The organism is uncultured Sphingomonas sp. (assembly GCF_964243315.1).
Classification (GTDB): Bacteria; Pseudomonadota; Alphaproteobacteria; order Sphingomonadales; family Sphingomonadaceae; genus Sphingomonas.
This window is the reverse complement of sequence record NZ_CAXTEM010000003.1, coordinates 93,495-116,734: the sequence shown is the minus strand read 5'-3', so window position 1 is coordinate 116,734 and position 23,240 is coordinate 93,495. Positions and strand designations below refer to the sequence as shown.

Here is a 23,240-nt window from a genome sequence, read left to right as displayed (position 1 = left end):
CTGCTGTCGAGCGCAGACTTCCGCCGGGTCAGCTCCCGCGCCTTGCGCGCCGCCTCACGGGCCGCGGCGGCCTCCACGATCTTGGCGACGATCGCCTTGGCCTCGACCGGGTGCTCTTCGAACCAGCGGCTCAGCATGTCGCCGACCAGCCCCTCCACCACCGGCTGCACTGGCGGCCCCCCCCCCCCGCTTGAGCGAAGGAGGAACTTACACCTTCATTGGCATTCGCTTCCAATCACCGCCATATCGCGCCCATCATGATCCCCGACACGCCGCTCGCGCTTTACGTCCATTGGCCGTTCTGCGTCTTGAAATGCCCCTATTGCGACTTCAACAGCCACGTCCGCGATACCGTGGACCAGGACGCATGGCGCGACGCGTTGCTCGCCGATCTGGCGCATGAGACACGCGTGCTGCCGGGGAGGACATTGGGGTCGATCTTCTTCGGCGGCGGCACGCCGTCGCTGATGCCGCCCGCCACCGTCGCCGCGATCCTCGACGCCGCGCAACAGGCCTGGACGCCCGCGGCCGACATCGAGATCACGCTGGAGGCCAACCCTTCCTCGGTCGAGGCCGCGCGCTTCGCCGATCTCGCCGCCGCCGGGGTCAATCGCGTGTCGCTCGGGTTGCAGGCGCTTGAGGAAGATGCGCTGCGCTTCCTCGGCCGGGCGCACGGGGTGGCGGAGGGTCTGGCGGCGCTTGACACTGCGCAGCGCGCGTTCGCACGGGTGAGCTTCGACCTGATCTATGCACTGCCCGATCAAGGGCTGGCGGCGTGGGAGGCGGAGCTCGCGCGGGCGCTGTCGTTCGGCACCGAGCATCTGTCGCTCTACCAGTTGACGATCGAGCCGGGCACGCGCTTCGCGACCGAGGCCGCCAAGGGTCGGCTGACGGTGCCCGACGGCGACGCCGCCGCCGACCTGTTCGAGGCGACCCGCGCGATGACCGCCGCCGCAGGGCTGCCCGCCTATGAGACCAGCAACCATGCGCGGACCGGCGCGGAGAGCCGCCACAACCTCACCTATTGGCGCTACGGCGACTATGCAGGGGTAGGGCCCGGCGCGCATGGTCGCCGCGGCGGGCTGGCGACAGCGCGACGCAAGAAGCCGGAGAACTGGCTCGCCGCGGTGGCGCGCAACGGCCACGGGATCGAGATTGAGGAGCCGCTGGCGCCGCATGATCGCGCGACCGAGGCATTGCTGATGGGATTGCGGCTGGCGGAGGGCGTGGCGTTGTCGCGCATCGCCGGGCTCGCGGGCGGCACCGCGCCGATCGACCACGCCGCAGCGGGGAGGCTCGAAACGCTCGGCCTGATCGCTATCGACAGCAAGCGGTTGCGGGTCACCGAGGCCGGAGCGTTGCTGCTCGACGCGATCCTGCCGCAGATCGTCGCCGATCGCGCTGCAGCCTGAATCGGACCTAGTTGCCGAACCCGGCCGGCGCCGGGGATACCGTCACCAGCGTCCCGCCGCGCACCTCCTGCACTTCCAGCGCGCGTTCGGCGATGCCGTCGCGGCCGAACCTGAACGCTCCGTCTATGCCCGCGAAACCGTCCGCACCGCGCAACTTCGCCTCCGGGAACGGCCGTCCGACCGGCCAGTCGCGCGCGATCCGCACTGTCAGCAGCACCGCATCGTAACCGAGGCTCGAAAGCCGGTAGGGCGACGTGCCGAAGCGCGTGCGGTATTTGGTCGCGTATTGCCGATAGAGCGTGTTCGAGACGCTCGCGAACCAGGCGCCGGACAGCGCAGGCTTGGCGGCGAGCCCGGCCTCTGAATTCCACAGCTCGGTGCCGAGAATATGCGTCCGGCCGCCACCGCCGCGCCGGATCAGCGGCGCCGCAGCCGCCGCGGTCGCGCCATTGTCTGCGATCAGCACCGCGTCATAGGGAGCCTTGGCGCCGAGCCGCGAGACTGCGCCCGCGACCCCGCCGGCGACGCGACCATAGGTCTGCAGCGACACGACCTGCCCGCCAGCCGTCTCGACCGCGCGCAGGAAGGCGGTCGAGGCGCGCTCGCCATAGACGCCGTTGGGCACCACCGCCGCGAACGTCGACACGCCGCGGCCGCGCGCATAGGCGACGACCCGCTCGATCGACTGGGTCGGGGCATAGCCCATCAAATAGGCGCCGCTGCCCGCGACACTGGAATCGTTGGAAAAGCTCAACACCGGCACCCCGGCCGCGCGCGCGATCGGCGCGACCGCGCGGACGTCGTCGGCGAGCAACGGCCCGAGGATCAGCTGTGCGCCCTCCGCGATCGCGCGCCGCGCCGCCGCCGCGGCGCCGCCGGCGGTGTCGTAATTGGTGATGCGGACCTTGTCGGTACCGGTGTCGAGCACCGCGAGCATCGTCGCATTGGCGATCGACTGCCCGACCCCCGCATTGCTGCCCGACAGCGGCACCAGCAGCGCAACGCGGTTGCGCGCAGTGTCGCGCGGGATGCCGGCCTCGACCGCATCGGGACGGGTGTCGGCCGCGACCGGGCGCTCGGCCGGGACGACGGGGCCGCGCGGGATGACCGTAGAGCAGGCCGCGAGCAATCCGGCCGCGGCGATCGCCACCCAGCGGCCGATCGACGCGCGCATGCCCATGCGCTGTTGTGCAACCCCAACGGGCTCTGCCATGACGGTCATCGTGAATCCTCTCGAACCCGGGCTCTATATCGTCGCCACGCCGATCGGCAATCTCGGTGATCTGTCGCCGCGCGCCGCCGACGTGCTTTCGCGTGCCGATGTGATCGCGGTCGAGGACAGTCGGGTGACCGCGGGGCTGCTCCGGCATGTCGGATCGAAGCGGCCGATGCTGCCCTATCACGATCATAATGCCGAAGGCGTGCGACCGGGGCTGGTGGCGCGAATGGCGGGTGAGGCGGTGGCGCTGGTTTCCGACGCGGGCACGCCGCTAATCTCCGATCCCGGCTTCAAGCTGGTGCGCGACGCGCGGGCGGCGGGGCATGCGGTCGTGACGATCCCCGGCCCGTGTGCGGCGGTGGCGGCGTTGACGCTGGCCGGGTTGCCGACCGATCGGTTCCTGTATCTCGGTTTCCTGCCGCCCAAGGAGAAGGCGCGCGCCGAGGCAATCGCGGAGATCGCCGCGGTGCGCGCGACGCTGGTGCTGTACGAATCCGGGCCGCGGCTGGGTGCCTGCCTTGCGGCGCTGGCGGAGGGACTCGGGGAGCGCGAGGCTGCGGTGACGCGCGAGATCACCAAGCGGTTCGAAGAAGCGGTGACGGGGTCGTTGTCGATGCTGGCGGCACGCTATGCCGATGCGCCGCCCAAGGGAGAGATCGTGGTCGTGGTCGCGCCGCCGGGCGAGGCCCCGCCCGCGAGCGCGGCGGATGCGGATGCCGCGCTGGCGGAGGCGCTGACCCGGCTGACGGTGTCCCAGGCTGCGGGTGAGGTGGCGAAGGCGCTCGGGCTCGACCGCAAGCTGCTCTATGCGCGAGCGCTGGCGATGAAGGCGCAGACGTAGTTTCTCCAGTGCGAAGCTGGGATAGGTCGGAGCTCTTGCCGTGATCGCGACCCTCCGGCACCGTCGACGTATGTCGCGCCCGCCCCGCCCCCGTAGCCTGAGCGACCGCCGCGCCGCCGAGGCCGCGGGACGGCGGGGCGAGCGGATCGCGGGGTGGTGGTTGCGGCTGAAGGGCTGGCGCATTCTTGATCGCCGGGTGCGTACGCCTGCGGGCGAGGTCGACATCGTCGCGCGGCGCGGCAATCTCATCGCCTTCGTCGAGGTGAAGGCGCGCGCGACCGACGCCGAGCTCGATTTCGCGATCGACGAGCGGCGGCTGGCGCGGGTCGCGGCGGCGGCGGAGATGCTGATGCCGCGCTACGCAGGTCCCTGCGATGACATCCGCGTCGACGTGATCCTGATCGCACCGGGCAGCAGGCCGCGCCACATCGAGAACGCGTGGATCGGGTGACTTCGCCGCCGCGCGATCCTACATGCGCCGACGAACCAGGAGAACAGCCGCATGAGCCTGACCGTCGCCGTCCAGATGGACCCGCTCGCCGGGATCAACATCGCGGGTGATTCGACCTTCGCGCTGATGTTGTCGGCGCAGGCGCGCGGGCACCGGCTGTTCCACTATGGCGCGGAGGATCTGAACTACGAGGCGGGTCGCGTCTGGGCGCGGGCGCATCCGGTGACCGTCCAGCGCGTCGTCGGCGATCATTTCGCGTTCGGCGAGCCGGTGTCGCTCGATCTGGGCGCGGAGGCCGACGTGGTGCTGATGCGGCAGGACCCGCCGTTCGACGTCGGCTATATCACCGCGACGCATCTGCTGGAGCGGATCGCGGATCGTACGCTGGTGGTCAACGACCCGGTCGAGGTCCGCAACGCGCCCGAAAAGATGTTCGTGCTCGATTACGCGCGTTTCATGCCGCCGACGCTAATTACCCGCAGCCTCGACGAGGCGCGCGCGTTCCTCGCCACCCACGGCGCGATCGTCGTCAAGCCGCTGCACGGCAATGGCGGCAAGGCGATCTTCAAGGTCGAGCGGGACGGCGCCAATCTGTCGGCGCTGATCGAGGTGTTCAACATGACCTGGCGCGAGCCGCACATGGTCCAGGCGTTCCTGCCCGACGTCGCCAAGGGCGACAAACGGATCGTACTGGTCGACGGCGAAGTCGCGGGCGCGATCAACCGCCTGCCCGGCGAAGGCGAGATCCGGTCGAACCTCGCGGTCGGCGGGTCGGCGGTGAGGACCGAACTCACGGCCAAGGAGCGCGAGATCTGCGCGGTGCTCGGCCCCGAGCTGAAGAAGCGCGGATTGCTGTTCGTCGGCATCGACGTGATCGGCGGCGAATGGCTGACCGAGATCAACGTCACCTCGCCCACCGGCATCGTCGCGATCGAGCGGTTCGACGGCACCGATGTAGCGGGGATGATCTGGGACGCGATCGAAGCCAAGGTGCGGCGCTGACCCGCGCCGCACCGGCTTCGCGCCGTAATCAATCTTCGGCGGCGATCTTCACCTTCAGCCCGTCGAGCGCGGGGCCGAATGCGATTTGGCAGGACAGCCGCGAGGTCGCGTCGCGATCGCTGGTCGATTCAAGCAGATCGTTCTCGTCTTCGCTCATCTTCGGCAATTCGCCAGCGAAAGCCGGGTCGACATGGACGTGGCACGTCGCGCAGCTGCAGCACCCACCGCAAAGCGCCAGCAGTTCGTCGATGCCGGCGTCGCGGATGACCTCCATCACCGACAGGCCGGTCTCGCCCATGATCTCGCGTTCTTCCCCCTCGCGCGTGACGACGATAAGCTTAGGCATGCTCGACTCCCTGAAATTCGCGGCTGCCAATGCAGTGCGGGGGCAGCGCGATCAAGGGGCAGATGCCTTATGGGCCTGAGCGCACAACAGCTTACCGACGCGATCGATGCGCTGGCAGCCGGCGAGCCCGCCTTCGCCGCGGCCTTGGGTCGCGTCGGCTATCCAGCGCCGCGGATCCGGGCGCGCGGTTATGCGACCTTGCTGCGCACGATCGTCGGGCAGCAGGTGAGCGTCAAGGCCGCAGATGCGGTCTGGCGCAAGCTGGAGGCACTGGTCGGCGATGCAACGGATCCGCATGCGGTCGCCGCTGCCAGCGACGAGGACCTGCGCGCCTGCGGCTTTTCACGGCAGAAATCGAGCTATGCGAAAAGCCTTGCAGACGAGGTGATCAGCGGGCGCCTCGATCTCGCCCGCCTGCCCGAGGACGACGAGGAAGCGATTGAGGCACTGGTACGTGTGAAAGGGATCGGCCGCTGGTCGGCGGAGATCTACCTGCTGTTCGCCGAGGGCCGGCCCGATATCTGGCCTGCGGGCGATTTGGCGGTGCAGATCGAGGTCGGTCGTATCCTGGGTCATGAGGGACGCCCGAGCGAGAAGCTGGTGCGCCAGCTTGCCGAAAACTGGCGCCCGCACCGCGGCGCGGCCGCGATCTTCGCCTGGCATCATTATGGTGCCGACAGCGACCCGGTTTGACCCGTTAGTATCTTAAGTCCCTGTAACTACGTCGCAGTGCACCAAGGATGCTGTGCCATAGCGGGACGAGCCGAACGCGATCTACGGCGGGTATATGGTGCACTGCGGAACTTTTTGTTAACTGATGACTTGCGATGTGAACCTCCCTGTCACCCGATGTGACCGGCGGGCCATCAACAGGAGATTAGTTAATGCGTTTGATGAAGCTCGCCCTGGCGGCGACCGCACTTTGTGCACTGCCCTCCGTCGCTAACGCGGCGGTCATCGGATCGCTCGGTGGCAACACTGGCTCGTATTCGACGCTGACGTCGGCCGGCCTTGACGGCGGCGCGACCGCGACCCTGACGGGCGGGACTGTCTACAACTCGGATCGTCCGTTCGCGGACATTCCCAAGGGCGGCGTTTTCGGTGGCAACTTCCTGGCGGCGGGCCTGCTGGCCGGTCAGCCTGCGATCCTGACGTTCAAGGCGCCGGTCAACTTTCTCAGCTTTCTCTGGGGTTCGCCGGACACGTACAACTTGCTGACCATCGTCAGCAGCACGGGCAACTACTCGTTCACGGCGCAGGGCCTTGGCTTCAGCCAGACGAACGGCAACCAGGCGTTCTCGCAGTATGCGCAGTTCACTACCGACGCCGGCGAGACGATCCAGAGCGTCGTGTTCAGCAACCTGCCCGCGCAGGACGCATTCGAGGTCGCGAACTTTAGCGTCACCGCAGTGCCGGAGCCTGCTACCTGGGGTATGATGCTCGTCGGCTTCGGCATGGTTGCCGGCGCGTCGCGCTATCGTCGTCGCAGCACCAAGACCGTCTACGCCTGAGACTCCCTCTCTATCGTAGAAGCGAAGCCGTCGGCCGAAAGGTCGGCGGCTTTTCGCTGTTTGAGCAGGTTGGCGCTAATCCCGCGAACACGAAACCATGTCGAACCCCACCCGTTGTCCCCGCGAACGCCGGCGATGATCGACCGGTATGCTTTCGCACAGGAGAATCGACATGGGCTTGTTCAGCAAGGAAATCGCGACGTTCGAAGATCTGTTCCTGCATCAGCTGCAGGACGTCTATTATGCCGAGAACCAGATCACCAAAGCGCTGCCCAAGATGATCGACAAGGCGACGGCCGCTGGCCTGAAGCAGGGCTTCGAGACGCATTTGCGTGAAACCGAGGGCCAGATCGAGCGGCTCGAGCGCATCTTCGGGTTGATCGGCGAGAAGGCGAAGGCGGTGACCTGCCCCGCGATCGACGGCATTATTAAGGAAGCCAACGAAGTCGCGGGCGAGATCGCCGACAAGGCGGTGCTCGACGCGGCGCTTATCGCGTCTGCACAGGCCGTCGAGCATTACGAGATCACGCGCTATGGCACGCTGATCGCGTGGGCCAATCAGCTCGGTCGCAGCGAAGTCGCCGCGATCCTGAAGGAAACGCTCGACGAGGAATATGCCACCGACGATAAGCTGACCGCGATGGCGACGGGCAAGATCAACGCAAAGGCCGAGGCAGTCACCGCTTGATCAACGGTTCGCCGCACGCCTACGCCGCCTCATGACGATATGACGGAGTATGGTGTTGCGGGTGATTGCACGGCCGATCGTCTTCGGCTGTAATTCAACTGTCACTACGGGCTGAAGGCGGTTCCCATCCGGGAGCCGCCTTTGGTTTGATAGGCAGAGGCGCGGCGTAAGGTGCTTGCCCCTCCCCGCGCGGTCCGCCAGAGCACCCTACGATGCCGCCGAACTCCGCCTCCCTGCCCGGTCTCTCGCACGGAGAGACCCACCGCTCGATCGCGATCCCGAAGGGTGGTCCGTTCTGGCGCCGGCTGGGCGCGTATATGGGCCCGGGCTTCCTAGTCGCGGTCGGCTATATGGATCCGGGCAATTGGGCGACCGACATCGCCGGCGGCTCGGCATTCGGCTATACGCTGTTGTCGGTCGTGCTGCTGTCCAACCTGATGGCGATCGTCTTGCAGGCGCTGTCGGCGCGGCTCGGGATCGCGGCGGGGCTCGACCTCGCCCAGGCATGTCGCGCCTATTGCTCGCGGCCGGTATCCTTCGCGCTTTGGGTGCTCGCCGAGATCGCGATCATCGCGTGCGACCTCGCCGAGGTGCTCGGCACAGCGATCGCGCTGAAGCTGTTGTTCGGGATCGACCTTGTGTGGGGCGTGATGCTGACCGCACTCGACGTGTTCCTGATCCTCGCGCTGCAACGGTTCGGTTTCCGCAAGCTCGAGGCTTTCATCGTCGCGCTGTTGCTGATCATCGCGGGGTGTTTCGCGTTCGAGCTGTTCCATGCCGCACCGGACATGGGCGATGTCATGGCGGGGTTGGTGCCGACGTTCGGGATCGTTACCGATCCGGCCAAGCTCTACCTCGCGATCGGCATCCTCGGCGCGACGGTGATGCCGCACAATCTCTACCTCCATTCGTCGATCGTCCAGACCCGCGCATTCGACGACAAGCGCGAGGCGGTGACGCTGGCAACGATCGACAGCACCGTCGCGCTCGGCCTCGCCTTCTTCATCAACGCCGCGATCCTGATTGTCGCCGCGGCGACCTTCCACACCGCGGGGCGGACCGACGTGGCGGAGATCGATGAGGCTTACCGGCTGTTGTCGCCGATGATGGGCGTGGGCGCGGCGAGCGTGGTGTTCGCGGTGGCGCTGCTCGCCTCGGGTCAGAATTCGACGGTGACCGGCACGCTCGCCGGCCAGATCGTCATGGAAGGTTTCCTCAACCTGCGCCTGCCGCTTTGGGCACGGCGGATGGTCACGCGGCTGATCGCGATCGTTCCCGCGGTGTTCGTCGTGGCGGCGACGGGCGACACGGGCGCGACCAAGCTGCTGGTGCTGAGCCAGGTGATACTGAGCCTGCAACTGCCGTTCGCGGTGGTGCCGCTGGTGGCGTTCACTGCGCGGCGATCGATCATGGGCGAGTTCGCCAGTGCGGTCTGGCTGCGGGTGCTGGCGTGGACGATCACCGCGGTGATCATCGGGCTGAACGTGACGCTGCTTTGGGGGATGATCTAGGGGCTCGCCATTAGCGGCGGGCCGTCATTCCCTGCCGACCCAATCGCCCGAACCCTAATCGTCGACCAGCGCGTCGATCGCCTCGGCCATCTCGATGTCACGCGGAGACAGGCCACCGGCGTCGTGCGTGGTCAACAGGATGTCCACGCGGTTGTAGACGTTCTTCCATTCGGGATGATGATCCGCCTTCTCCGCCATCAGCGCGACCTGGGTCATGAAGCCGAACGCCTCAACGAAATCCGCGAACACCAGCGCGCGGGTGATCGCGTCGCGCGCCTCGTCATAATCCCAATCGGGCAAGCCATCGAGCGCCTCGGCGCGTTCGGTCTCGTTCAACGCCTCGATCATGCGTGCCGCTCCTTGCCGCGTGTATCCGCGACCGACTATGGCTCGGGCCATGGACGGGCAAGGGGCAATCGGAACCGCGCCGGACGCGGCGGCGATCGAGGCGATCGCGCGCGCGACGATCGCGGCGTTGCCCGAGCCGTTCGCGGCGCACCTCACCGACATCGTGCTGATCATCGAGGAGATCGCCGAAGACCATGTCCTCGCGAACCTCGGTATCGATCATCCGCTCGACCTGACCGGGATCTATCACGGCAATCCGGTCGGGCAGAAATCCTCCGCCGAGTCGGGCAGCTTGCCGGATCGCATTCACCTTTATCGCCGCGCGATCCTGGACGAATGGATCGAGACCGGCGTCCGGCTGGACGATCTGGTCGCGCACGTCACGATCCACGAGATCGGCCATCATTTCGGGCTGAGCGACGCCGACATGCACGCCCTCGAGGATCTGGTGACCGACGCGTGACCGCAGCCCTGGCGTTTGACCGCGTGTCGGCGATACGCCGGGACAAGCTGTTGTTCGAGGCGCTATCCTTCAAACTTGCGATGGGCGAGGCGGCGCTGGTGACGGGGGCGAACGGCGCCGGTAAATCGACGCTGATCCGTATCGCGGCCGGGCTGCTGGCGCCGGCAGCGGGGACGGTGAGCCGCGGCACGACCGCCCCCGCGCTGCTCGGCGAGGCTAGCGCGCTCGATCCCGATCTTACGCTGGCCAACGCCCTGGCATTTTGGACGAAGCTCGATCACGACGAGGCCGGACGTGCGGCGGCGGCGCTCGCGAGGATGGACCTGGCGCCGCTCGCCGAAGTGCCCGTGCGGCTGCTGTCGACCGGCCAGCGGCGGCGTGCGGGGATCGCGCGGGTTCTAGCGTCGGGGGCGAGACTGTGGCTGCTCGACGAACCCGCCAACGGGCTCGATGCGCGGGCAGTGGCCGCGCTCGGCAGCGTCATCGCGGATCACCGGGCACAGGGTGGGACCGTGCTCGTCGCGACCCATCTGCCGATCGATCTGCCCGGCGCGCTGTCGATCGAGCTGGGCGCGGCATGAGCGTCGTCGCGAGCCTCGTCGCGCGCGACCTGCGCCGGGCATGGCGCGGTGGCGGACTGTGGTGGCCGATCGCCTTCTTCCTGATGACCGCGACGCTGTTCCCGTTCGCCGTCGGGCCGGATCTGGCGCTGCTCGCGCGGATCGGCGGTGGCGTGATCTGGGCGGCGGCACTGCTTGCGGCGCTGCTGCCGGTGGAGCGGCTGGTCGCGCCCGATCTGGAGGCGGGGATCCTCGATCAGCTGGCAGTGCGCGGGGCCTCGATGGCGCTCGTCGCGGCGGCGAAGATCGTCGCCCACTGGGTTGCCTTCGCGCCGCCGCTGATGCTCGCGGCGGTGATCGTCGCCGGGCTGTTCGACCTGCCCGCGACGACGCTCGCGACCGTGGAGATCGGGTTGCTGATCGGCACCCCCGGACTTGCGGCATTGGCGGTGGCGACGGGTGCCCTGACCGCAGGGCTGCGCAGTGCGGGCGCGGTCGCGGGACTGGTGATGCTGCCGCTCGCGCTGCCGCTGCTGATCTTCGGGGTCGGTTCGATCGAGGGTGGTGGGGGTGCGTTGAAGCTGCTCGCGGCGGTGTCGCTGCTGATCGCCGCGGGAGCACCGTTTGTCGCCGCGGCTGCGATGCGTGCCGGGATGGATTGAGCTCAGCGGCTCCAGCGTGCCCAGATCGCGGTGGGCAGTACCAGGCCCCTCGCCTCCTCGCGAACGCCGAGCTCGCCCGCCTCGACGTTGCCCGGCAGATCCGCGAACAATTGGCGGAGCAGTTCACCGATCGCGAGCGCGGACATTCGCACCGCGTAGACCGTCAGGAACAGGAACCGCGAGTCGGCGTCGAGCAGCTTGCGGCAGTCTGCCATCAAGCGCGGCAGATCCTCCTCCAGCCGCCATACCTCGCCCTCCGGCCCGCGACCATATTTGGGCGGATCGAGCAGGATGCCGTCATAGCGGCGCCCGCGACGAACCTCGCGCGCGACGAACTTGGCAGCGTCGTCGACGATCCAGCGCACCGGCGCCGCGCTCATCCCCGACAGAACGGCATTGGCACGGGCGGCTTCGACCGACTTCTTCGACGCATCGACATGCACCATCTTCGCCCCGCGACTTGCGAGCGCGAGCGTGCCGACCCCGGTATAGCCGAACAGGTTCATGCAATCGGGCGCGTCGAGCCCCTCGAGCCGCTTGCGCATCCAGCTCCACACCGGTGCCATGTCCGGAAAGAAACCGAGATGGCGGAACGGCGTCGTCTGCGCGCCGAAGCGCACCTCGTTCCATTCGAGTGGCCAGCCGTCACGCGGCACCGGCTCCGCGAACCGCCACTGGCCGCCGCCATCCTCGTCCGAGCCGGGCACGAACTCGCCCTGTGCGTGCCAGTCGTCGCTATGCGGCGCCCACATCGCCTGCGGCTCGGGGCGAATGAAGCGGAACCGGCCATAGCGTTCGAGCTTGCGGCCATGCCCGCTGTCGACCAGCCCGTAATCGGCCCAGGGCTCGCCGATCATGGTGACCAGCGTCATGTCCGGACCGCGTGCTCGTCGAGATAGGACGCGATCGCGGCCTTGGTCGCGGGTAAGGTAACGTAGCGTTCGGTGCGGTCGAACAGGTCGCCAACGCGGGCGGGCAGCTCGGGACGGACGCCCGTCGCGCGCTCGACGGCGTCGCGAAACTTGGCGGGGTGCGCGGTGGCGAGCGTGACCACGGGCACGTCGAGCCGGGCCCGCTGTGCCGCGGCCAGGCCGATCGCGGTGTGCGGATCGATGATCTGGCCGGCATTCTCGGATGCCCAGCGCATCGTCATCGACATGGTATCGACATCGACCCGCTCGCTCGCCAGCAACGCCGCGGCACCCTCGGACTGGGCGTTAGTGAGGCGCATGCTGCCCGCGGATTCGAACCCCGCCATCTGCGCCGCCAACGCCGCGCCGTCGCGACCGCCGAGATCGAACAACAGCCGTTCGAAGTTCGAGCTGATCTGGATGTCCATCGACGGCGTCGGGGTCTGCTGGACGATGCCCTTCGAATAGTCGCCCGCGGACAAAGCACGGTAGAGGATGTCGTTGACGTTGGTAGCGACGATCAGCCTGGCGACCGGCAGGCCCATCTGCGCGGCGACGTAACCGGCGAAGATGTCACCGAAATTGCCGGTCGGGACCGAGAAGGCGACCGGGCGATCGGGTGCGCCGAGCCGGACCGCGGCGTAGAAATAATAGACGATCTGCGCCATCAGCCGCGCCCAGTTGATCGAATTCACCGCCGACAGATCGTAGCGCGCGGACAGATCGGGGTCGTTGAAGACCGCCTTCACCAGCGCCTGCGCGGTATCGAAGTCGCCGTCGATCGCGATGTTGTGGACGTTGGGCGCGAGCACCGTCGTCATCTGGCGCCGCTGGACATCCGACACCCGGCCGACCGGGTGAAGCATGAAGATGTCGACCCCGCTACGTCCCGCGACCGCGTCGATCGCCGCCGATCCGGTATCGCCGGAGGTTGCGCCGATCACGGTGAGATGCTGGTTAGTGCCCGTCAGGAACCGTTCGAAGAGCAGCCCCAGCAGCTGCAGCGCGACGTCCTTGAACGCGAGTGTCGGGCCGTGGAAAAGCTCGAGCAGCCACTGGTCGTGATCGATCTGCACCAGCGGGGTCACCGCGCCGTGCGAGAAGCGGCCATAGGCGATGTCGCACAGGCCCTTCAGCTCCGCGCGCGACAACGTGTCGCCGACGAACGGCAGCATGATCTCGACCGCGGTATCGGCATAGGAAAGCCCGGCGAGCCCAGCGATCGTTTCGCGCGACAGCGTCGGCCATGCCTCGGGCAGGTAAAGCCCACCATCGGCGGCCAGCCCGTTGAGCGTCGCGCCGCGGAAATCGAGGATGGGGGCCGCCCCCCGCGTGCTGATGTACCGCATGGCCGCGCGGCTTAGCGACGCAGCGGGTGGGCGGCAACCTGCGGGATAGCGGCAGAGGGTGGATGAGGTCGGAACCAGCTATAGTCGTCATCCCCGCGCAGGCGGGGATCCATACTGGCTGCCTGGGCTTAAGCCGCGACGCTTGCCAGTCTGGATCCCCGCCTGCGCGGGGATAACGGAACGGGTGAGATTATCCTGTCGCGTCGTCCTCACATCAGGAGGACGGGCCGGCTCCGGGTGCGCGGAGGCTGCGTCGCCGCGATGCAAGCACGTAGATCACGCTCGCGATCGCGGCGAAGAAGAACCATTGCCCGGCATAGGCCAGATGGCTGTTGGGGATGGCGGAAAGGTCGGGCGGGCGGTTGGCGGCGAGGCCCGCGGGTGGCGCCGCTGCGACCAGCATCATTTCCTGTGCGCGGTGATCGAACAGCGTCGTGATCAGCGCGCGCGAATCCGGTGCGTGGCTGATGTAGCCGTCTATCCTGCCGCCCGACCACGCGATCCTGTCCTTCGGATCGCGCGTGGTGCCGAGCTGGACCGCGACGCCGCCCGCGCACCGCACGATCACGCGATACCCGGCACCACCGGCGCCGGCGAGTTGCTGATCGCGCGGGTCGCGGCAGTCGATCGAGGATCGGCGGAAGAGCAGGCGATCGTCGGGCGATCGTGGGAACGCGACAGGGGGCCTGGCGGGATTGCGCTCGATCTGCGCGAGAAACGCCTCCTTCTTCGGCAGCCGGTCGAGCAACTGCCACAGGCACAGCGCGATCATCGTAGCGACCGCGAGCGCGACGATGATCGTCGGGATGACGGGAAACCGTCGCGCGTTCATGGCCGCAGGTCGATCTTGCCCTCGCGCGCGGCGTTGCGAAATTCGGCGGCGAGCAGCGCGCCCTTGGTCAGGCGCAAGGTGCCGATCGTGCCGGCGAGCGTGACGGGTATCCAGATCAGCATGTGCAGCCACAAGGGCGGGCTGAGCGTCAGTTCGAGCGCGATCGCCATGATCACCACCAGCGTACCGAGGATCAGTGTGAGGAACGCCGCTGGGCCGTCGCCGACGTTGAAGGAGGAGATGTCGAGCCCGCAGGCGCTGCACTTGTCGGCGAACCGGAGCATGCCCGCGAACAGCGTCGGTTCGCCGCAGCGTGGGCAGAGGCCCTTCAACCCGGCCTGGACGACCGAAGGCCGGCGGTCGGGTTCAGCCGGCTCCGGAGTAGCCGGCGCGGGAAGATCGTCCACGATGATCCCGCGCCCTGGTTCGATCAGCCGCCGTGGACCGGCGCGCCCCAGCCACCCCAGACATAGACGGTGACGAAGAGGAACAGCCACACCACGTCGACGAAATGCCAGTACCAGGCGGCGGCTTCGAAGCCGAAATGCTGGCGTGGGGTGAAGTCGCCCTTGTACGCGCGGACGAGGCAGACGATCAGGAAGATCGTGCCGATGAGCACGTGGAAACCGTGGAACCCGGTCGCCATAAAGAACGCCGCGCCATAGTTGATGCCCTTGAACGGGAACGGCGCGTGGGCGTATTCATAAGCCTGGATCGAGGTGAACAGCGCGCCGAGGATGACGGTGAGCCACAGCCCCTTCAGCACGCCGTCGCGGTTGCCGACGCCGATCATGCCCCACAGCCCGGTCTTCTCGCCGCCACGTTCGTTGTGGATCAACGCATGGTGCGCCCAGGTGACGGTGGTGCCGCTGGTCAACAGGATCAGCGTGTTCAGCAGCGGCAGTTCGAAGGCGTTGATCACCTCCAGCCCCTTGGGCGGCCAGGTCGCGGCGATCGCCGCAGCGCCTTCGGCCGCGCGCTCGACCTGTCCGTCGACGATGCTCATCGCGGTCGGGAACAGCGAGAAATCGAAGAACGCCCAGAACCAGCCGACGAAGAACATCACCTCGGAGGCGATGAACAGGATCATCCCATAGCGGAAATGAAGCTGCACCACCGGCGTGTGATCGCCGTGATGCGCCTCGTCGATGACCTTCGCCCACCACGAATACATCGTGAACAGCACCGCCGCGAGGCCGATGAAGAAGATCCAGCCGCCGCCATTGCCCTTGTCGGGGCCGAGGTGACCGCCATGCATCCACATGATGCCGCCGACCGCCATGGTCAGCGCCGAGAACGCGCCCATGATCGGGACGATGTCGGGCGGAAGGATATGGTAGTCGTGGTTCTTGGCGCCGGCCATTCGTCGCTTCCCTGTTCGTCTGGTGCCCCATTGCCGGGGCGATTATGCCTCTACCCTAGCCCGCAGCCTTGGCGGAATCCACCTCGTAAAACGTGTAGCTGAGCGTGATCGTGTCGATGTCGGCGGCGTCGGGATCCTTCAGGATCTTCGGGTCGACGTAGAAGATCACCGGCATCCGCGCGGTTTCCCCGGGCTTCAGCGTCTGTTCGGTGAAGCAGAAACACTGGATCTTGGTGAAGTATTTGCCCGCGGTCGCTGGCGTCACGTTGAAGGTGGCGGTGCCGGTGATCGGCTTGTCGCTGGTGTTCGTCGCGGTGAAGAACGCCATGTCGCGCGCGCCGATCTCGACCACGTCGGACGGGCTTTCCGGGCGGAACCGCCACGGCATCTTCTTGGCGACGTTGGCATCGAAATCGACCGTGATGCGGCGGTTGATCGCGCCGGGCGCGTTGAGGCCGCGGTTCGTGGTGCCGTTGAACCCGGTCGCCTCGCAGAACATCCGGTAGAGCGGCACGCTGGCGAAGGCGAGCCCGCCCATGAAGCTGATCCCGAGCACCGCGAGCAGCGCGGTCCGCGACTGGCGGTTCATTGCATCTGCCCCCGGATCCGCACCAGCGTGATGAAGAAGATCAGCACGACGAGCGCACCGAGCAGCAGCGCCAGCACCAATGCACGGCTCTTCTGGCGACGGCGGATCAGGTCTTGGTCGTGATTTTGCTCGGGGGGGATCATGACAACATCCAGCGATCGGCGACGAGCGCGCCGAAGATGACGAACAGATAGAGGATCGAATATTTGAACAGCCGCTTTTCGGGCGTCATCGCGTCGTCCGCCGCGGTGGCGCGGGTCGCGACCACCAGCGCCAGCGCGGCGAAGATGGCCGTGGTGACGACCGCGACGGCGCCGTAGATAAAGCCGGTCAGCCCCAGCGGCCAGGGCGCGATCGCGACCGCCGCCATTGGGATGGTGTAGAGCCCGATCTGGCGACGGGTGACCCGCTCGCCCGCGACAACCGGCAGCATCGGCACCCCGGCATTGGCGTAATCGGTCTTCACGAACAGCGCGAGCGCCCAGAAATGCGGCGGCGTCCACAGGAACACGAGCAGGAACAGCAGCACCGGCAGCGTCGCGACGTCATTGGTTGCCGCCGCCCAGCCGATCAGCGGCGGAAACGCGCCCGCCGCACCACCGATGACGATGTTCTGTGGGGTCCGGCGCTTCAGCCAGACGGTGTAGACGAACACGTAGAACAGGATCGACACGGTAAGGATCGCGGCCGCGGCGAGGTTGATCGCGAGCCCCATCAGCAGCACCGAGAACACGCTGAGCCCGACCCCGAAATGGAGCGCCGACTGACGGTCCATCCGGCCCGCCGGCAACGGCCGCTTCTGCGTCCGCCGCATCACCGCGTCGATATCCGCCTCATACCATTGGTTCAGCGCACCCGCCGCCCCGGCGCCGAGCGCGATGCAGAGGATCGCCGTGAAGCCGAGCACGGGATGGATCGAGGTCGGCGCGGCGAGCATGCCGCACAGCCCGGTGAAGACCACGAGCGTCATCACCCGCGGCTTCGTCAGCGCGAGGAAGTCCCGCCAGTCGGCAGGCGGCAGCAGGGGAGTCGCGGTGGTCATGCGTGTACTGCGCTATAGGCCCTTGGGCAGACGAGGAAAAGCGATGGTTGGCTTACCAGTCAGAGGCTGTTTGAAACTCGCGAAAGAGCGAGTTTATAAGGCGGTGCCGGCCCGCTCCCCCTCCCGACCTCCCATCAGGATACCGTGTGGGAGGTCGGGAGGGGGAGCGGGCCGGCACCGTGAAACGCGCTACAGCGCGTTCTCAAACGGGCTCTCAGCGACGCCGCATTCGCTTACGCAACGCTTTCGGCGTCCATCGCGCCGCGAACGCCAGGCGATGCGCGGTCTTGCCGACATAGGTGTGGACCTTGTCGCCGTGGACCGCGGCCCAGGCGGCTTCGGCGACCGTATCGGCGGAGGTCAGCTCCATCCCGGCCGCGGTCACCGCCTCGCGGATCGTGCGGTTGCTGTTGCCGGGCAGCGCATCGAGCAGCGGGGTTTCGATGAAGCCGGGAATGAGATCGCGAACCTTGATCCCCGCGCCATGCCATTCGCCGTCGAGCGCCTCAGTCAGCGCGCGCACCGCGAACTTGGTCGCGGAATAGGTGGCAAGGCCCGAGGTGCCATAGATCGCGGAAGCCGATGCGGTGTTGAGCAGGCACGATCCCGGGGTCCGCGCCAGATACTCGTAGCCGATCCGTGCACCGTTCAGCACCCCGACGAAGTTGACCGCGACGACCCGGTCGATCTCCTCGAACGTCGCTTGTGCCAGCGGACCGCCCGAACCGATCCCGGCATTGTTGAACAGCACGTCGAGCCGCCCGCCGCTCGCGGTGACGAAGGCATCGAGGCTCGCGGTCCAGGCGCCGCGGTCGCGGACGTCCATGACGTAGCTGCTCGCCATGCCACCGAACATGCCGCGGGTTTCGTTCAGCCCGGCCTCGTCGACATCGGCGAGCCCGACGCGCCAGCCGCGATTGGCGAACAGCCGCGCGGTGGCCCGGCCGATGCCCGATCCGCCGCCGGTGATGAAGATTGCCCGGACTTCGCTCATGCACCCTCGCCTATCGTCGTCGCTGGCCGTTTGACCTTGCAGGGTCTTTCCCGCATCGTCGGTGGCAATGCCAGCGATATCGCTTCGGTTCGAAGGCGTCAGCCGCCGCTTCGGCGCCACGCTGGCGGTCGACGACGTCTCGCTGAAGATCGCCGGCGGCAGCTTCGTCGCGCTGGTCGGCACCTCGGGATCGGGCAAGTCGACGCTGCTCAAGACGGTCAACCGGCTGGTCGAGCCGAGCGCGGGACGCGTCCTGATCGCCGACGCGGACGTCGCCGACGCGCCTGCCCCGATCCTGCGTCGGGGGATCGGCTATGTGTTCCAGGAGGTCGGGTTGTTCCCGCACATGACGGTCGCGGAGAACGTCGCGATCGGCGCGCGGATCGCAGGCAAGACCGCCGATGTCGGCGCGCTGCTCGACCTGGTGTCGCTGCCCCGCGAGCTGGCAGCGCGGATGCCCGCCGAACTGTCGGGCGGGCAGCGCCAGCGGGTCGGGATCGCGCGCGCGCTGGCGCCCGGGGCACGGCTGTTGCTGCTCGACGAGGCGATGGGTGCGCTCGATCCTGTCACCCGCGACGCGCTGGGCGGCGAAATCCGTCGGCTCCACGACCGGCTGGGGCTGACGACGATCCTGGTCACCCACGACATGGCCGAGGCCTTGCTGCTCGCGGACCGCGTGCTGGTGATGACCGCGGGGCGGATCGTCGCCGACGCGACACCGGCGACGCTGCTGGCGGGCGGCGGCGGCGATGCGGCGCAGGCGCTGGTCGCGGTGCCGCGCGATCAGGCCGAGCGGTTGCGGGTCCTGGCCGGGTGAGCGCCTTCGTCGAGGCGCTCGGCCGCGTCCCGCCGCTGCTGGCGCAGCACGTCCTGCTCGCGGCGGCGGCGCTATTGATCGGCATCGCGATCAGCCTGCCCCTGGCGATCTGGTCAGCGCGCTCTCCCCGCGTCGCGCAGGTCGCGCTGGGCTTCGCGAGCCTTGTCCAGACGATTCCGTCGCTGGCGCTGCTGGCGCTGTTCTATCCGTTGCTGCTGTGGCTATCGGGGCTGGTCGGCGGGGGCATTCCCGCGCTCGGCTTCCTGCCGTCGCTGATCGCACTGACGCTCTACGCGCTACTGCCGATCCTCCGCAACGGCGTGGCGGGACTGCACGGAATCGATCCTGCGATCCTGCAAGCCGCGGATGCGGTCGGAATGGCGCCCGCGCAGAAGCTGCGGCTGGTGGAGGCGCCGCTGGTCGCGCCGGTGCTGGTCGCGGGCATCCGCACCGCCGCGGTGTGGACGATCGGTGCGGCAACGCTGTCGACGACGGTCGGGCAGCCGAGCCTCGGCGACCTGATCTTTGCGGGGCTTCAGACGCAGAATTGGGCGCTGGTGCTGGCGGGATGCGTCGCGGCGGCGGGGCTGGCGCTTGCAGTCGATGCGTTGATCGGCGCGATCGAGCGCGGCATCCGTACCCGGCGTCGTGGAGTGTGGGTGACTGCGACCGCTGTGCTGATCATCGGCCTCGCTGCGGCGACAACGCCTTTGTGGTCGCGCGACGACGACCGCCGCGTCGTCGTCGGCGCCAAGAACTTCTCCGAGCAATATATACTGGCGCGGCTGATCGGCGCACGACTGGCGGCGGCGGGCTACACGGTCGAGTATCGCGACGGGCTCGGTTCCGCGGTGGTGTTCGGCGCGGTCGCGGGGGGCGATGTCGATGTCTATGTCGATTATGCCGGGACGATCTGGACCGGGGCGATGCAGCGCAAGGACGTGCCGCCGCCCGCGCGGATGATCGCCGCGATCACCGACTGGGCGCGACAGACCAGCGGCGTCGGGGTGATCGGCGCGCTGGGGTTCGAGAATGCCTATGCGTTCGCAATGAAGGCCGACGAGGCGAAACGGCTGGGCATTGCGACACTCGACGATCTGGTGCCCGCGTCGCCCGATCTGACGCTCGGCAGCGACCTCGAATTTCTCGAACGTCCGGAATGGGCGGCGGTGAAGCGGGCCTATCCCCTGCGCTTCGCCGCGACCAAGCCGTACAGCCCGACCTTCATGTATCGCGCGCTGGCGAGCGGCGATGCCGACGTGATCTCCGCCTTCTCATCGGATGGGCGGATCGCCGCGGACAAGCTGGTGGTGCTCGCCGACCCGCGCCACGCGATCCCGAGCTACGACGCGATCCTGCTGGTGGCGCCCGCCCACGCGCGTGATGCGGCGTTCCTGGCGGCGATCAAGCCGCTGGTCGGGCGCATCCCGGTCGCCGCGATGCGCGCCGCCAATTATCAGGTCGATCGGGATGCGGACAAGCGGACGCCCGAACAGGCGGCGGCTTGGCTGGAGCAGCGCATCGGGAGGTGAAGCGGGACGACATTGCCTCACTTCCCCGTCATCCCCGCCTGCGCGGGGATGACGACAGAGGTGAATGGTCCAACTTGAAGTCGTCTGGCCCTAGAAGAACAGCTTCCGCAGGCTGATCCGCACCGATCGGCCGAGCGGATCGAGGTAATCGGGCTGGAAGCTGATCGGTGTCGCGCCGGTGGCGTCGGTGACCTGCTGGCGGGTGTTGAAGAGGTTGTCGATCGAGAAGGTCACGCGGGTGCCGCGGATCCACGGATGCGCCTTCACCAGACCGAGCTGCTGGCCGAGATCGGCGAAGATCCGCAGGTTCGCGGTCGCGAGCCCGCCGAACCGCAGCGCCTCCGGATTGGCTGCGGTGCCGCCGTTCACCCGCGTACCCGTAGCGTAGTTGGCGGACAGGCGCACGCCGATGCCGTTGTTCGAATAACCCGCCTGCCCTTCGAATTCGTGGCGCGGCTCCCCGCCCGACAGCCCGATCGCGTCGCCGCGCAGCAGATCGAGACTGGGCCCGCCGTCCGCGACCAGCACCCGTTCGGTCAGATGCCAGGTGTGGTAGAGCGCGAACTGAATACGGCCGCCGCCCTGCCCGCGACCGCCCCCGCCCCCGCCGAAGCCGCCACCGCCGCGGAATCCTCTACCGCCACCACCACCGGCGCCGCCGCGACCTTCACCTCCCGGTCCGCCGGCTCCGCCTGGGCCGCCCTCGCCGGGGCGTCGACCGCCCGGCGGCTGGAGGCCGGCGAACGGGTTGGGCCCGGTGCCCGCACGGAATGCCTCGAGCTCCTTCTGGATCTTCGACTTGATCGGCTTGGAGAAGTTGATCCCCCAGCGCACTTCGGAACTTTCAGACCGCGCGAAGTTGATCGGCCGCGCGTCGATCCGGGTCAGCGCGCCGCCCGCGTCGCGCGTGAACCGATCCGGAAACGCCGCCTCGATCGCCGCGGTCGGCGACGGGAAGGACACGATCGGGTTGTCGATCCGGGTGTCGGTGAAGTTCGCGGTGAGCGTCAGGTCCTTCTCGCTCCACGGCTTCAGCGTCAGGCCGAGCCGCTGGACGCGGCGATCGTCGGCGCGCAGCAGCGGGTTGCCGCCGCTGAGCGTGGTCACCGTCACGGTCCGACCCTGGACGTAGTCGAACACCCGCGCATTGGGCGTCGTGATCACCGGGTTGCCGAGCTGGTTCGCGCTCGGCGCGCCCTCCTGATTGTTGATCGACCCGATGATCCGTACCGCCTCGATCGGTGACCAGTTGGCGCCATAGCCATAGGAGATCAGCGTGCCGAAATCCGACAACTGGTTGATCGCGGCATTGGCGCTGAGCGAGAAATTACCGATCGCACCGAGCACGTCGCGCGAGCGGCTGGCGATCGGCAGGTCGATGTTGATCCGGCCATTGGCGCCGTCCCGGGAAACCTCGCCGGTCTGGACCAGGCCGGAACGGAAGGATCGGCTGGAGAAATCGCTGGTGGTCGCGCCGACGCGGATCGCGGTCGATACCTTGCCCGCGGGCAGTTCGAACAGTGAGCCGTTGACCAGCGCATCGATCGCCCCGACGCTGGAGGTCGATTCACCGCGGTTGCTGGGCAGCGCGCCGATGTCGCGCGCGGTGAGCGTCGAGAGCGGGTTGGCGGACGGGTCGCCGGCGTCGAGCCGCGCCTGGAACGCCGAGGTATCGACCCCGACATCGGTGATCGTCTCGCTTTCCACGCGGTCGTAGCTGCCGGTGAGCGACCAGTTCCAGCCACTGACCACGCCCGTCAGCGTCGTGCCGAGATGGCTGGTGATCGCCGCGTTGCGCTGCTTCAGCGGACCGAAGTCGCCACCGTCGAGCACCCGCGTCAGCGCGGTCGCGGTGCCGTCGGTCGCGAAGGGCGAGCCCGCGGGGACGGTCAGCTGCGCGGTCGGCAGCCCGAAGCGACCGACGCTGTCGGTCGCCTGGATCTGCGCGTTGAGCGTCGCCGACACCGATCCGATCGGGCGCGCGTAGATCGTGTTGATCGACATATCGCGACTGAAGTTCTGCAGCGTCCGGTAGGGGCGCTGGTCGAACGCGGTGCCGCCCGTGCCTTCGGTCGGCGCGGCGAGGATCGAGCGTTCGGATTCCAACAGCGGCGACTGTTCCTGGTACTCCGCGTGAACGTTGAACCGCCCGCCGTTGCGGATCTGGAGAAGGTCGAGCTCGCCCTGCGGATTGGTCCGCCCGCCTTCGGTGGCGACGCGGTTCGCCGCTTCGACGGTGGTGGCGCGGAAGCGGCGGCGGAGGACGAAATTGACCACGCGCTGATCCGCGGAATAGCCGTATTTGAGCGCGACCTCCTCGGGCAGGATATCGACCCGTGCGATCGCTTCGGTCGGGATATCGCGGATCTCCTGGAACCCAGCGATCCGGCGCCCGTCGAGCAACACCACCGGCGCCCCGCCCGCACCGCTCCGCGTCTGCGGCGCCAGCTCCGTCAGCAGGTCCGACACCGAGCTGACGCCGTAGCTGCGGATGTCCGCGGGGCCGAGCTGCTGGTCGGGCGGAATGTCGCCGACCACCGAGCCGGGCAGGTTGCGCTGGCCGGTGACGATGATGTCGGGTTCGTCCGACACCTCTCCTTCCGGCTCCTGAGCGGCAGGCGCCCCGCCAGTGGCCGGGATTGCTGCCGTCGGATCGGCGGGTGCGGCTTCAGCAGCGGAAGCGGGTGCGGGTGCGGGTGCGGGTGCGGGTTCAGGCGCCGGTGCCTGTTGCGCCGTGGCGGTCGCGGTCCAGCTCGATGCCGCCAGTAGAACCATCAAATACCGCATCGACTCATCA

At 67.9% G+C, this 23,240-nt stretch carries 26 protein-coding genes and 1 pseudogene; 13 read left to right on the top strand and 14 right to left on the bottom strand.

The window, feature by feature from the left end:
* A partial coding sequence (locus ACFE77_RS02185) for a hypothetical protein (RefSeq protein ID WP_375419992.1) occupies window positions 1-161 on the bottom strand: 161 nt, incomplete at its 3' end.
* Between the two features lie 96 nt (window positions 162-257).
* On the opposite strand from ACFE77_RS02185, the gene hemW reads away from it, so the two are divergent.
* Window positions 258-1,412 (top strand): radical SAM family heme chaperone HemW, encoded by a 1,155-nt coding sequence (hemW, locus tag ACFE77_RS02180; protein WP_375419976.1) that lies wholly within the window; start codon window positions 258-260, stop codon window positions 1,410-1,412.
* A gap of 7 nt (window positions 1,413-1,419) precedes the next feature.
* Here hemW and ACFE77_RS02175 read toward each other — a convergent pair whose 3' ends face one another.
* Window positions 1,420-2,625, bottom strand: a complete 1,206-nt coding sequence (locus ACFE77_RS02175; RefSeq protein ID WP_375419991.1) for a penicillin-binding protein activator — start codon at window positions 2,623-2,625, stop codon at window positions 1,420-1,422.
* On the opposite strand from ACFE77_RS02175, the gene rsmI reads away from it, so the two are divergent.
* The 3 genes from rsmI to gshB all read left to right on the top strand — a co-directional run bounded on the left by rsmI (window position 2,624) and on the right by gshB (window position 4,925).
* Window positions 2,624-3,472: a 16S rRNA (cytidine(1402)-2'-O)-methyltransferase gene (rsmI, locus tag ACFE77_RS02170; RefSeq protein WP_375419975.1), complete on the top strand. Its 849-nt coding sequence runs from the start codon at window positions 2,624-2,626 to the stop codon at window positions 3,470-3,472. The two genes, ACFE77_RS02175 and rsmI, sit on opposite strands and share 2 nt — an antisense overlap.
* Before the next feature lie 70 nt (window positions 3,473-3,542).
* Entirely contained in the window at window positions 3,543-3,923 is a 381-nt protein-coding gene (locus ACFE77_RS02165) for a YraN family protein (RefSeq protein ID WP_375419974.1), read from the top strand.
* Between the two features lie 51 nt (window positions 3,924-3,974).
* Window positions 3,975-4,925, top strand: a complete 951-nt coding sequence (gshB, locus tag ACFE77_RS02160) for a glutathione synthase (RefSeq protein WP_375419973.1) — start codon at window positions 3,975-3,977, stop codon at window positions 4,923-4,925.
* A gap of 28 nt (window positions 4,926-4,953) precedes the next feature.
* Here gshB and ACFE77_RS02155 read toward each other — a convergent pair whose 3' ends face one another.
* Complete coding sequence (locus tag ACFE77_RS02155) at window positions 4,954-5,271, bottom strand: 2Fe-2S iron-sulfur cluster-binding protein (RefSeq protein WP_375419972.1); 318 nt, start codon at window positions 5,269-5,271, stop codon at window positions 4,954-4,956.
* Between the two features lie 69 nt (window positions 5,272-5,340).
* On the opposite strand from ACFE77_RS02155, the gene ACFE77_RS02150 reads away from it, so the two are divergent.
* The 4 genes and pseudogenes from ACFE77_RS02150 (at window position 5,341) to ACFE77_RS02135 (ending at window position 8,981) form a co-directional block, all read left to right on the top strand.
* Window positions 5,341-5,964, top strand: a complete 624-nt coding sequence (locus ACFE77_RS02150) for a DNA-3-methyladenine glycosylase family protein (protein WP_375419971.1) — start codon at window positions 5,341-5,343, stop codon at window positions 5,962-5,964.
* Window positions 5,965-6,671: 707 nt separating this feature from the next.
* Window positions 6,672-6,782: pseudogene (locus ACFE77_RS02145) on the top strand (PEPxxWA-CTERM sorting domain-containing protein); the annotation flags it as partial.
* 172 nt (window positions 6,783-6,954) lie between these two features.
* Window positions 6,955-7,470 carry a ferritin-like domain-containing protein gene (locus ACFE77_RS02140; protein ID WP_375419970.1) on the top strand — a complete coding sequence of 172 codons (516 nt, stop codon included), beginning with the start codon at window positions 6,955-6,957 and terminating at the stop codon, window positions 7,468-7,470.
* Window positions 7,471-7,682: 212 nt separating this feature from the next.
* Window positions 7,683-8,981 (top strand): Nramp family divalent metal transporter, encoded by a 1,299-nt coding sequence (locus ACFE77_RS02135; protein WP_375419969.1) that lies wholly within the window; start codon window positions 7,683-7,685, stop codon window positions 8,979-8,981.
* A 54-nt stretch (window positions 8,982-9,035) separates the two neighbouring features.
* Here ACFE77_RS02135 and ACFE77_RS02130 read toward each other — a convergent pair whose 3' ends face one another.
* Window positions 9,036-9,329: a 4a-hydroxytetrahydrobiopterin dehydratase gene (locus ACFE77_RS02130; protein WP_375419968.1), complete on the bottom strand. Its 294-nt coding sequence runs from the start codon at window positions 9,327-9,329 to the stop codon at window positions 9,036-9,038.
* Window positions 9,330-9,378: 49 nt separating this feature from the next.
* Between ACFE77_RS02130 and ACFE77_RS02125 the strand changes: the two genes are divergently transcribed.
* Genes ACFE77_RS02125 through ACFE77_RS02115 form a run of 3 tightly spaced genes read left to right on the top strand, consistent with a single transcriptional unit; the run spans window position 9,379 to window position 11,014 of the window.
* Window positions 9,379-9,792 (top strand): metallopeptidase family protein, encoded by a 414-nt coding sequence (locus ACFE77_RS02125; RefSeq protein WP_375419967.1) that lies wholly within the window; start codon window positions 9,379-9,381, stop codon window positions 9,790-9,792.
* Window positions 9,789-10,373 (top strand): heme ABC exporter ATP-binding protein CcmA, encoded by a 585-nt coding sequence (gene ccmA / locus ACFE77_RS02120; RefSeq protein ID WP_375419966.1) that lies wholly within the window; start codon window positions 9,789-9,791, stop codon window positions 10,371-10,373. The genes ACFE77_RS02125 and ccmA overlap by 4 nt, the downstream gene beginning before the upstream one ends.
* On the top strand, window positions 10,370-11,014 hold the full coding sequence (locus tag ACFE77_RS02115) for a heme exporter protein CcmB (RefSeq protein ID WP_375419965.1): 645 nt from the start codon (window positions 10,370-10,372) through the stop codon (window positions 11,012-11,014). The genes ccmA and ACFE77_RS02115 overlap by 4 nt, the downstream gene beginning before the upstream one ends.
* A 2-nt stretch (window positions 11,015-11,016) precedes the next feature.
* Here ACFE77_RS02115 and ACFE77_RS02110 read toward each other — a convergent pair whose 3' ends face one another.
* The 9 genes from ACFE77_RS02110 to ACFE77_RS02070 form a co-directional block, all read right to left on the bottom strand.
* A complete protein-coding gene (locus ACFE77_RS02110) occupies window positions 11,017-11,886 on the bottom strand; it encodes a class I SAM-dependent methyltransferase (RefSeq protein WP_375419964.1) in 870 nt (289 codons plus the stop codon).
* Window positions 11,883-13,274, bottom strand: coding sequence for a threonine synthase (gene thrC, locus ACFE77_RS02105; protein ID WP_375419963.1), 1,392 nt, complete (start codon window positions 13,272-13,274; stop codon window positions 11,883-11,885). Before thrC ends, ACFE77_RS02110 begins: the two co-directional genes overlap by 4 nt.
* Before the next feature lie 214 nt (window positions 13,275-13,488).
* The gene (locus ACFE77_RS02100; RefSeq protein ID WP_375419962.1) at window positions 13,489-14,106 is read right to left on the bottom strand and encodes an SURF1 family cytochrome oxidase biogenesis protein; all 618 of its coding nucleotides are present in this window, start codon (window positions 14,104-14,106) and stop codon (window positions 13,489-13,491) included.
* Window positions 14,103-14,513 carry a DUF983 domain-containing protein gene (locus ACFE77_RS02095; RefSeq protein WP_375419961.1) on the bottom strand — a complete coding sequence of 137 codons (411 nt, stop codon included), beginning with the start codon at window positions 14,511-14,513 and terminating at the stop codon, window positions 14,103-14,105. Before ACFE77_RS02095 ends, ACFE77_RS02100 begins: the two co-directional genes overlap by 4 nt.
* Window positions 14,514-14,536: 23 nt before the next feature.
* Window positions 14,537-15,469, bottom strand: coding sequence for a cytochrome c oxidase subunit 3 (locus ACFE77_RS02090; RefSeq protein WP_375419960.1), 933 nt, complete (start codon window positions 15,467-15,469; stop codon window positions 14,537-14,539).
* Window positions 15,470-15,524: 55 nt separating this feature from the next.
* Window positions 15,525-16,058, bottom strand: a complete 534-nt coding sequence (locus tag ACFE77_RS02085; protein ID WP_375419959.1) for a cytochrome c oxidase assembly protein — start codon at window positions 16,056-16,058, stop codon at window positions 15,525-15,527.
* Window positions 16,055-16,201, bottom strand: coding sequence for a hypothetical protein (locus ACFE77_RS02080; RefSeq protein ID WP_375419958.1), 147 nt, complete (start codon window positions 16,199-16,201; stop codon window positions 16,055-16,057). Before ACFE77_RS02080 ends, ACFE77_RS02085 begins: the two co-directional genes overlap by 4 nt.
* Window positions 16,198-17,100, bottom strand: coding sequence for a heme o synthase (locus ACFE77_RS02075; protein WP_375419957.1), 903 nt, complete (start codon window positions 17,098-17,100; stop codon window positions 16,198-16,200). The genes ACFE77_RS02080 and ACFE77_RS02075 overlap by 4 nt, the downstream gene beginning before the upstream one ends.
* A gap of 214 nt (window positions 17,101-17,314) precedes the next feature.
* Window positions 17,315-18,094: an SDR family oxidoreductase gene (locus tag ACFE77_RS02070; protein WP_375419956.1), complete on the bottom strand. Its 780-nt coding sequence runs from the start codon at window positions 18,092-18,094 to the stop codon at window positions 17,315-17,317.
* A 67-nt stretch (window positions 18,095-18,161) separates the two neighbouring features.
* On the opposite strand from ACFE77_RS02070, the gene ACFE77_RS02065 reads away from it, so the two are divergent.
* Together ACFE77_RS02065 and ACFE77_RS02060 are read left to right on the top strand one after the other, a co-directional pair.
* Window positions 18,162-18,911, top strand: a complete 750-nt coding sequence (locus tag ACFE77_RS02065; protein WP_375419955.1) for an ATP-binding cassette domain-containing protein — start codon at window positions 18,162-18,164, stop codon at window positions 18,909-18,911.
* Entirely contained in the window at window positions 18,908-20,443 is a 1,536-nt protein-coding gene (locus ACFE77_RS02060) for an ABC transporter permease/substrate-binding protein (protein ID WP_375419954.1), read from the top strand. Before ACFE77_RS02065 ends, ACFE77_RS02060 begins: the two co-directional genes overlap by 4 nt.
* Before the next feature lie 90 nt (window positions 20,444-20,533).
* Here ACFE77_RS02060 and ACFE77_RS02055 read toward each other — a convergent pair whose 3' ends face one another.
* Complete coding sequence (locus ACFE77_RS02055) at window positions 20,534-23,218, bottom strand: TonB-dependent receptor (RefSeq protein WP_375419953.1); 2,685 nt, start codon at window positions 23,216-23,218, stop codon at window positions 20,534-20,536.
* Window positions 23,219-23,240 lie beyond the last annotated feature (22 nt).

Bases quoted from the DNA above. Each gene is read 5' to 3' on its own strand.
- hemW (WP_375419976.1), top strand. From the start codon at position 258: ATGATCCCCGACACGCCGCTCGCGCTTTACGTCCATTGGCCGTTCTGC.
- rsmI (WP_375419975.1), top strand. From the start codon at position 2,624: ATGACGGTCATCGTGAATCCTCTCGAACCCGGGCTCTATATCGTCGCC.
- ACFE77_RS02175 (WP_375419991.1), bottom strand. From the start codon at position 2,625: ATGGCAGAGCCCGTTGGGGTTGCACAACAGCGCATGGGCATGCGCGCG.
- ACFE77_RS02165 (WP_375419974.1), top strand. From the start codon at position 3,543: ATGTCGCGCCCGCCCCGCCCCCGTAGCCTGAGCGACCGCCGCGCCGCC.
- gshB (WP_375419973.1), top strand. From the start codon at position 3,975: ATGAGCCTGACCGTCGCCGTCCAGATGGACCCGCTCGCCGGGATCAAC.
- ACFE77_RS02155 (WP_375419972.1), bottom strand. From the start codon at position 5,271: ATGCCTAAGCTTATCGTCGTCACGCGCGAGGGGGAAGAACGCGAGATC.
- ACFE77_RS02150 (WP_375419971.1), top strand. From the start codon at position 5,341: ATGGGCCTGAGCGCACAACAGCTTACCGACGCGATCGATGCGCTGGCA.
- ACFE77_RS02140 (WP_375419970.1), top strand. From the start codon at position 6,955: ATGGGCTTGTTCAGCAAGGAAATCGCGACGTTCGAAGATCTGTTCCTG.
- ACFE77_RS02135 (WP_375419969.1), top strand. From the start codon at position 7,683: ATGCCGCCGAACTCCGCCTCCCTGCCCGGTCTCTCGCACGGAGAGACC.
- ACFE77_RS02130 (WP_375419968.1), bottom strand. From the start codon at position 9,329: ATGATCGAGGCGTTGAACGAGACCGAACGCGCCGAGGCGCTCGATGGC.
- ACFE77_RS02125 (WP_375419967.1), top strand. From the start codon at position 9,379: ATGGACGGGCAAGGGGCAATCGGAACCGCGCCGGACGCGGCGGCGATC.
- ACFE77_RS02115 (WP_375419965.1), top strand. From the start codon at position 10,370: ATGAGCGTCGTCGCGAGCCTCGTCGCGCGCGACCTGCGCCGGGCATGG.
- ACFE77_RS02110 (WP_375419964.1), bottom strand. From the start codon at position 11,886: ATGACGCTGGTCACCATGATCGGCGAGCCCTGGGCCGATTACGGGCTG.
- thrC (WP_375419963.1), bottom strand. From the start codon at position 13,274: ATGCGGTACATCAGCACGCGGGGGGCGGCCCCCATCCTCGATTTCCGC.
- ACFE77_RS02100 (WP_375419962.1), bottom strand. From the start codon at position 14,106: ATGAACGCGCGACGGTTTCCCGTCATCCCGACGATCATCGTCGCGCTC.
- ACFE77_RS02090 (WP_375419960.1), bottom strand. From the start codon at position 15,469: ATGGCCGGCGCCAAGAACCACGACTACCATATCCTTCCGCCCGACATC.
- ACFE77_RS02085 (WP_375419959.1), bottom strand. From the start codon at position 16,058: ATGAACCGCCAGTCGCGGACCGCGCTGCTCGCGGTGCTCGGGATCAGC.
- ACFE77_RS02080 (WP_375419958.1), bottom strand. From the start codon at position 16,201: ATGATCCCCCCCGAGCAAAATCACGACCAAGACCTGATCCGCCGTCGC.
- ACFE77_RS02075 (WP_375419957.1), bottom strand. From the start codon at position 17,100: ATGACCACCGCGACTCCCCTGCTGCCGCCTGCCGACTGGCGGGACTTC.
- ACFE77_RS02070 (WP_375419956.1), bottom strand. From the start codon at position 18,094: ATGAGCGAAGTCCGGGCAATCTTCATCACCGGCGGCGGATCGGGCATC.
- ACFE77_RS02065 (WP_375419955.1), top strand. From the start codon at position 18,162: ATGCCAGCGATATCGCTTCGGTTCGAAGGCGTCAGCCGCCGCTTCGGC.
- ACFE77_RS02055 (WP_375419953.1), bottom strand. From the start codon at position 23,218: ATGGTTCTACTGGCGGCATCGAGCTGGACCGCGACCGCCACGGCGCAA.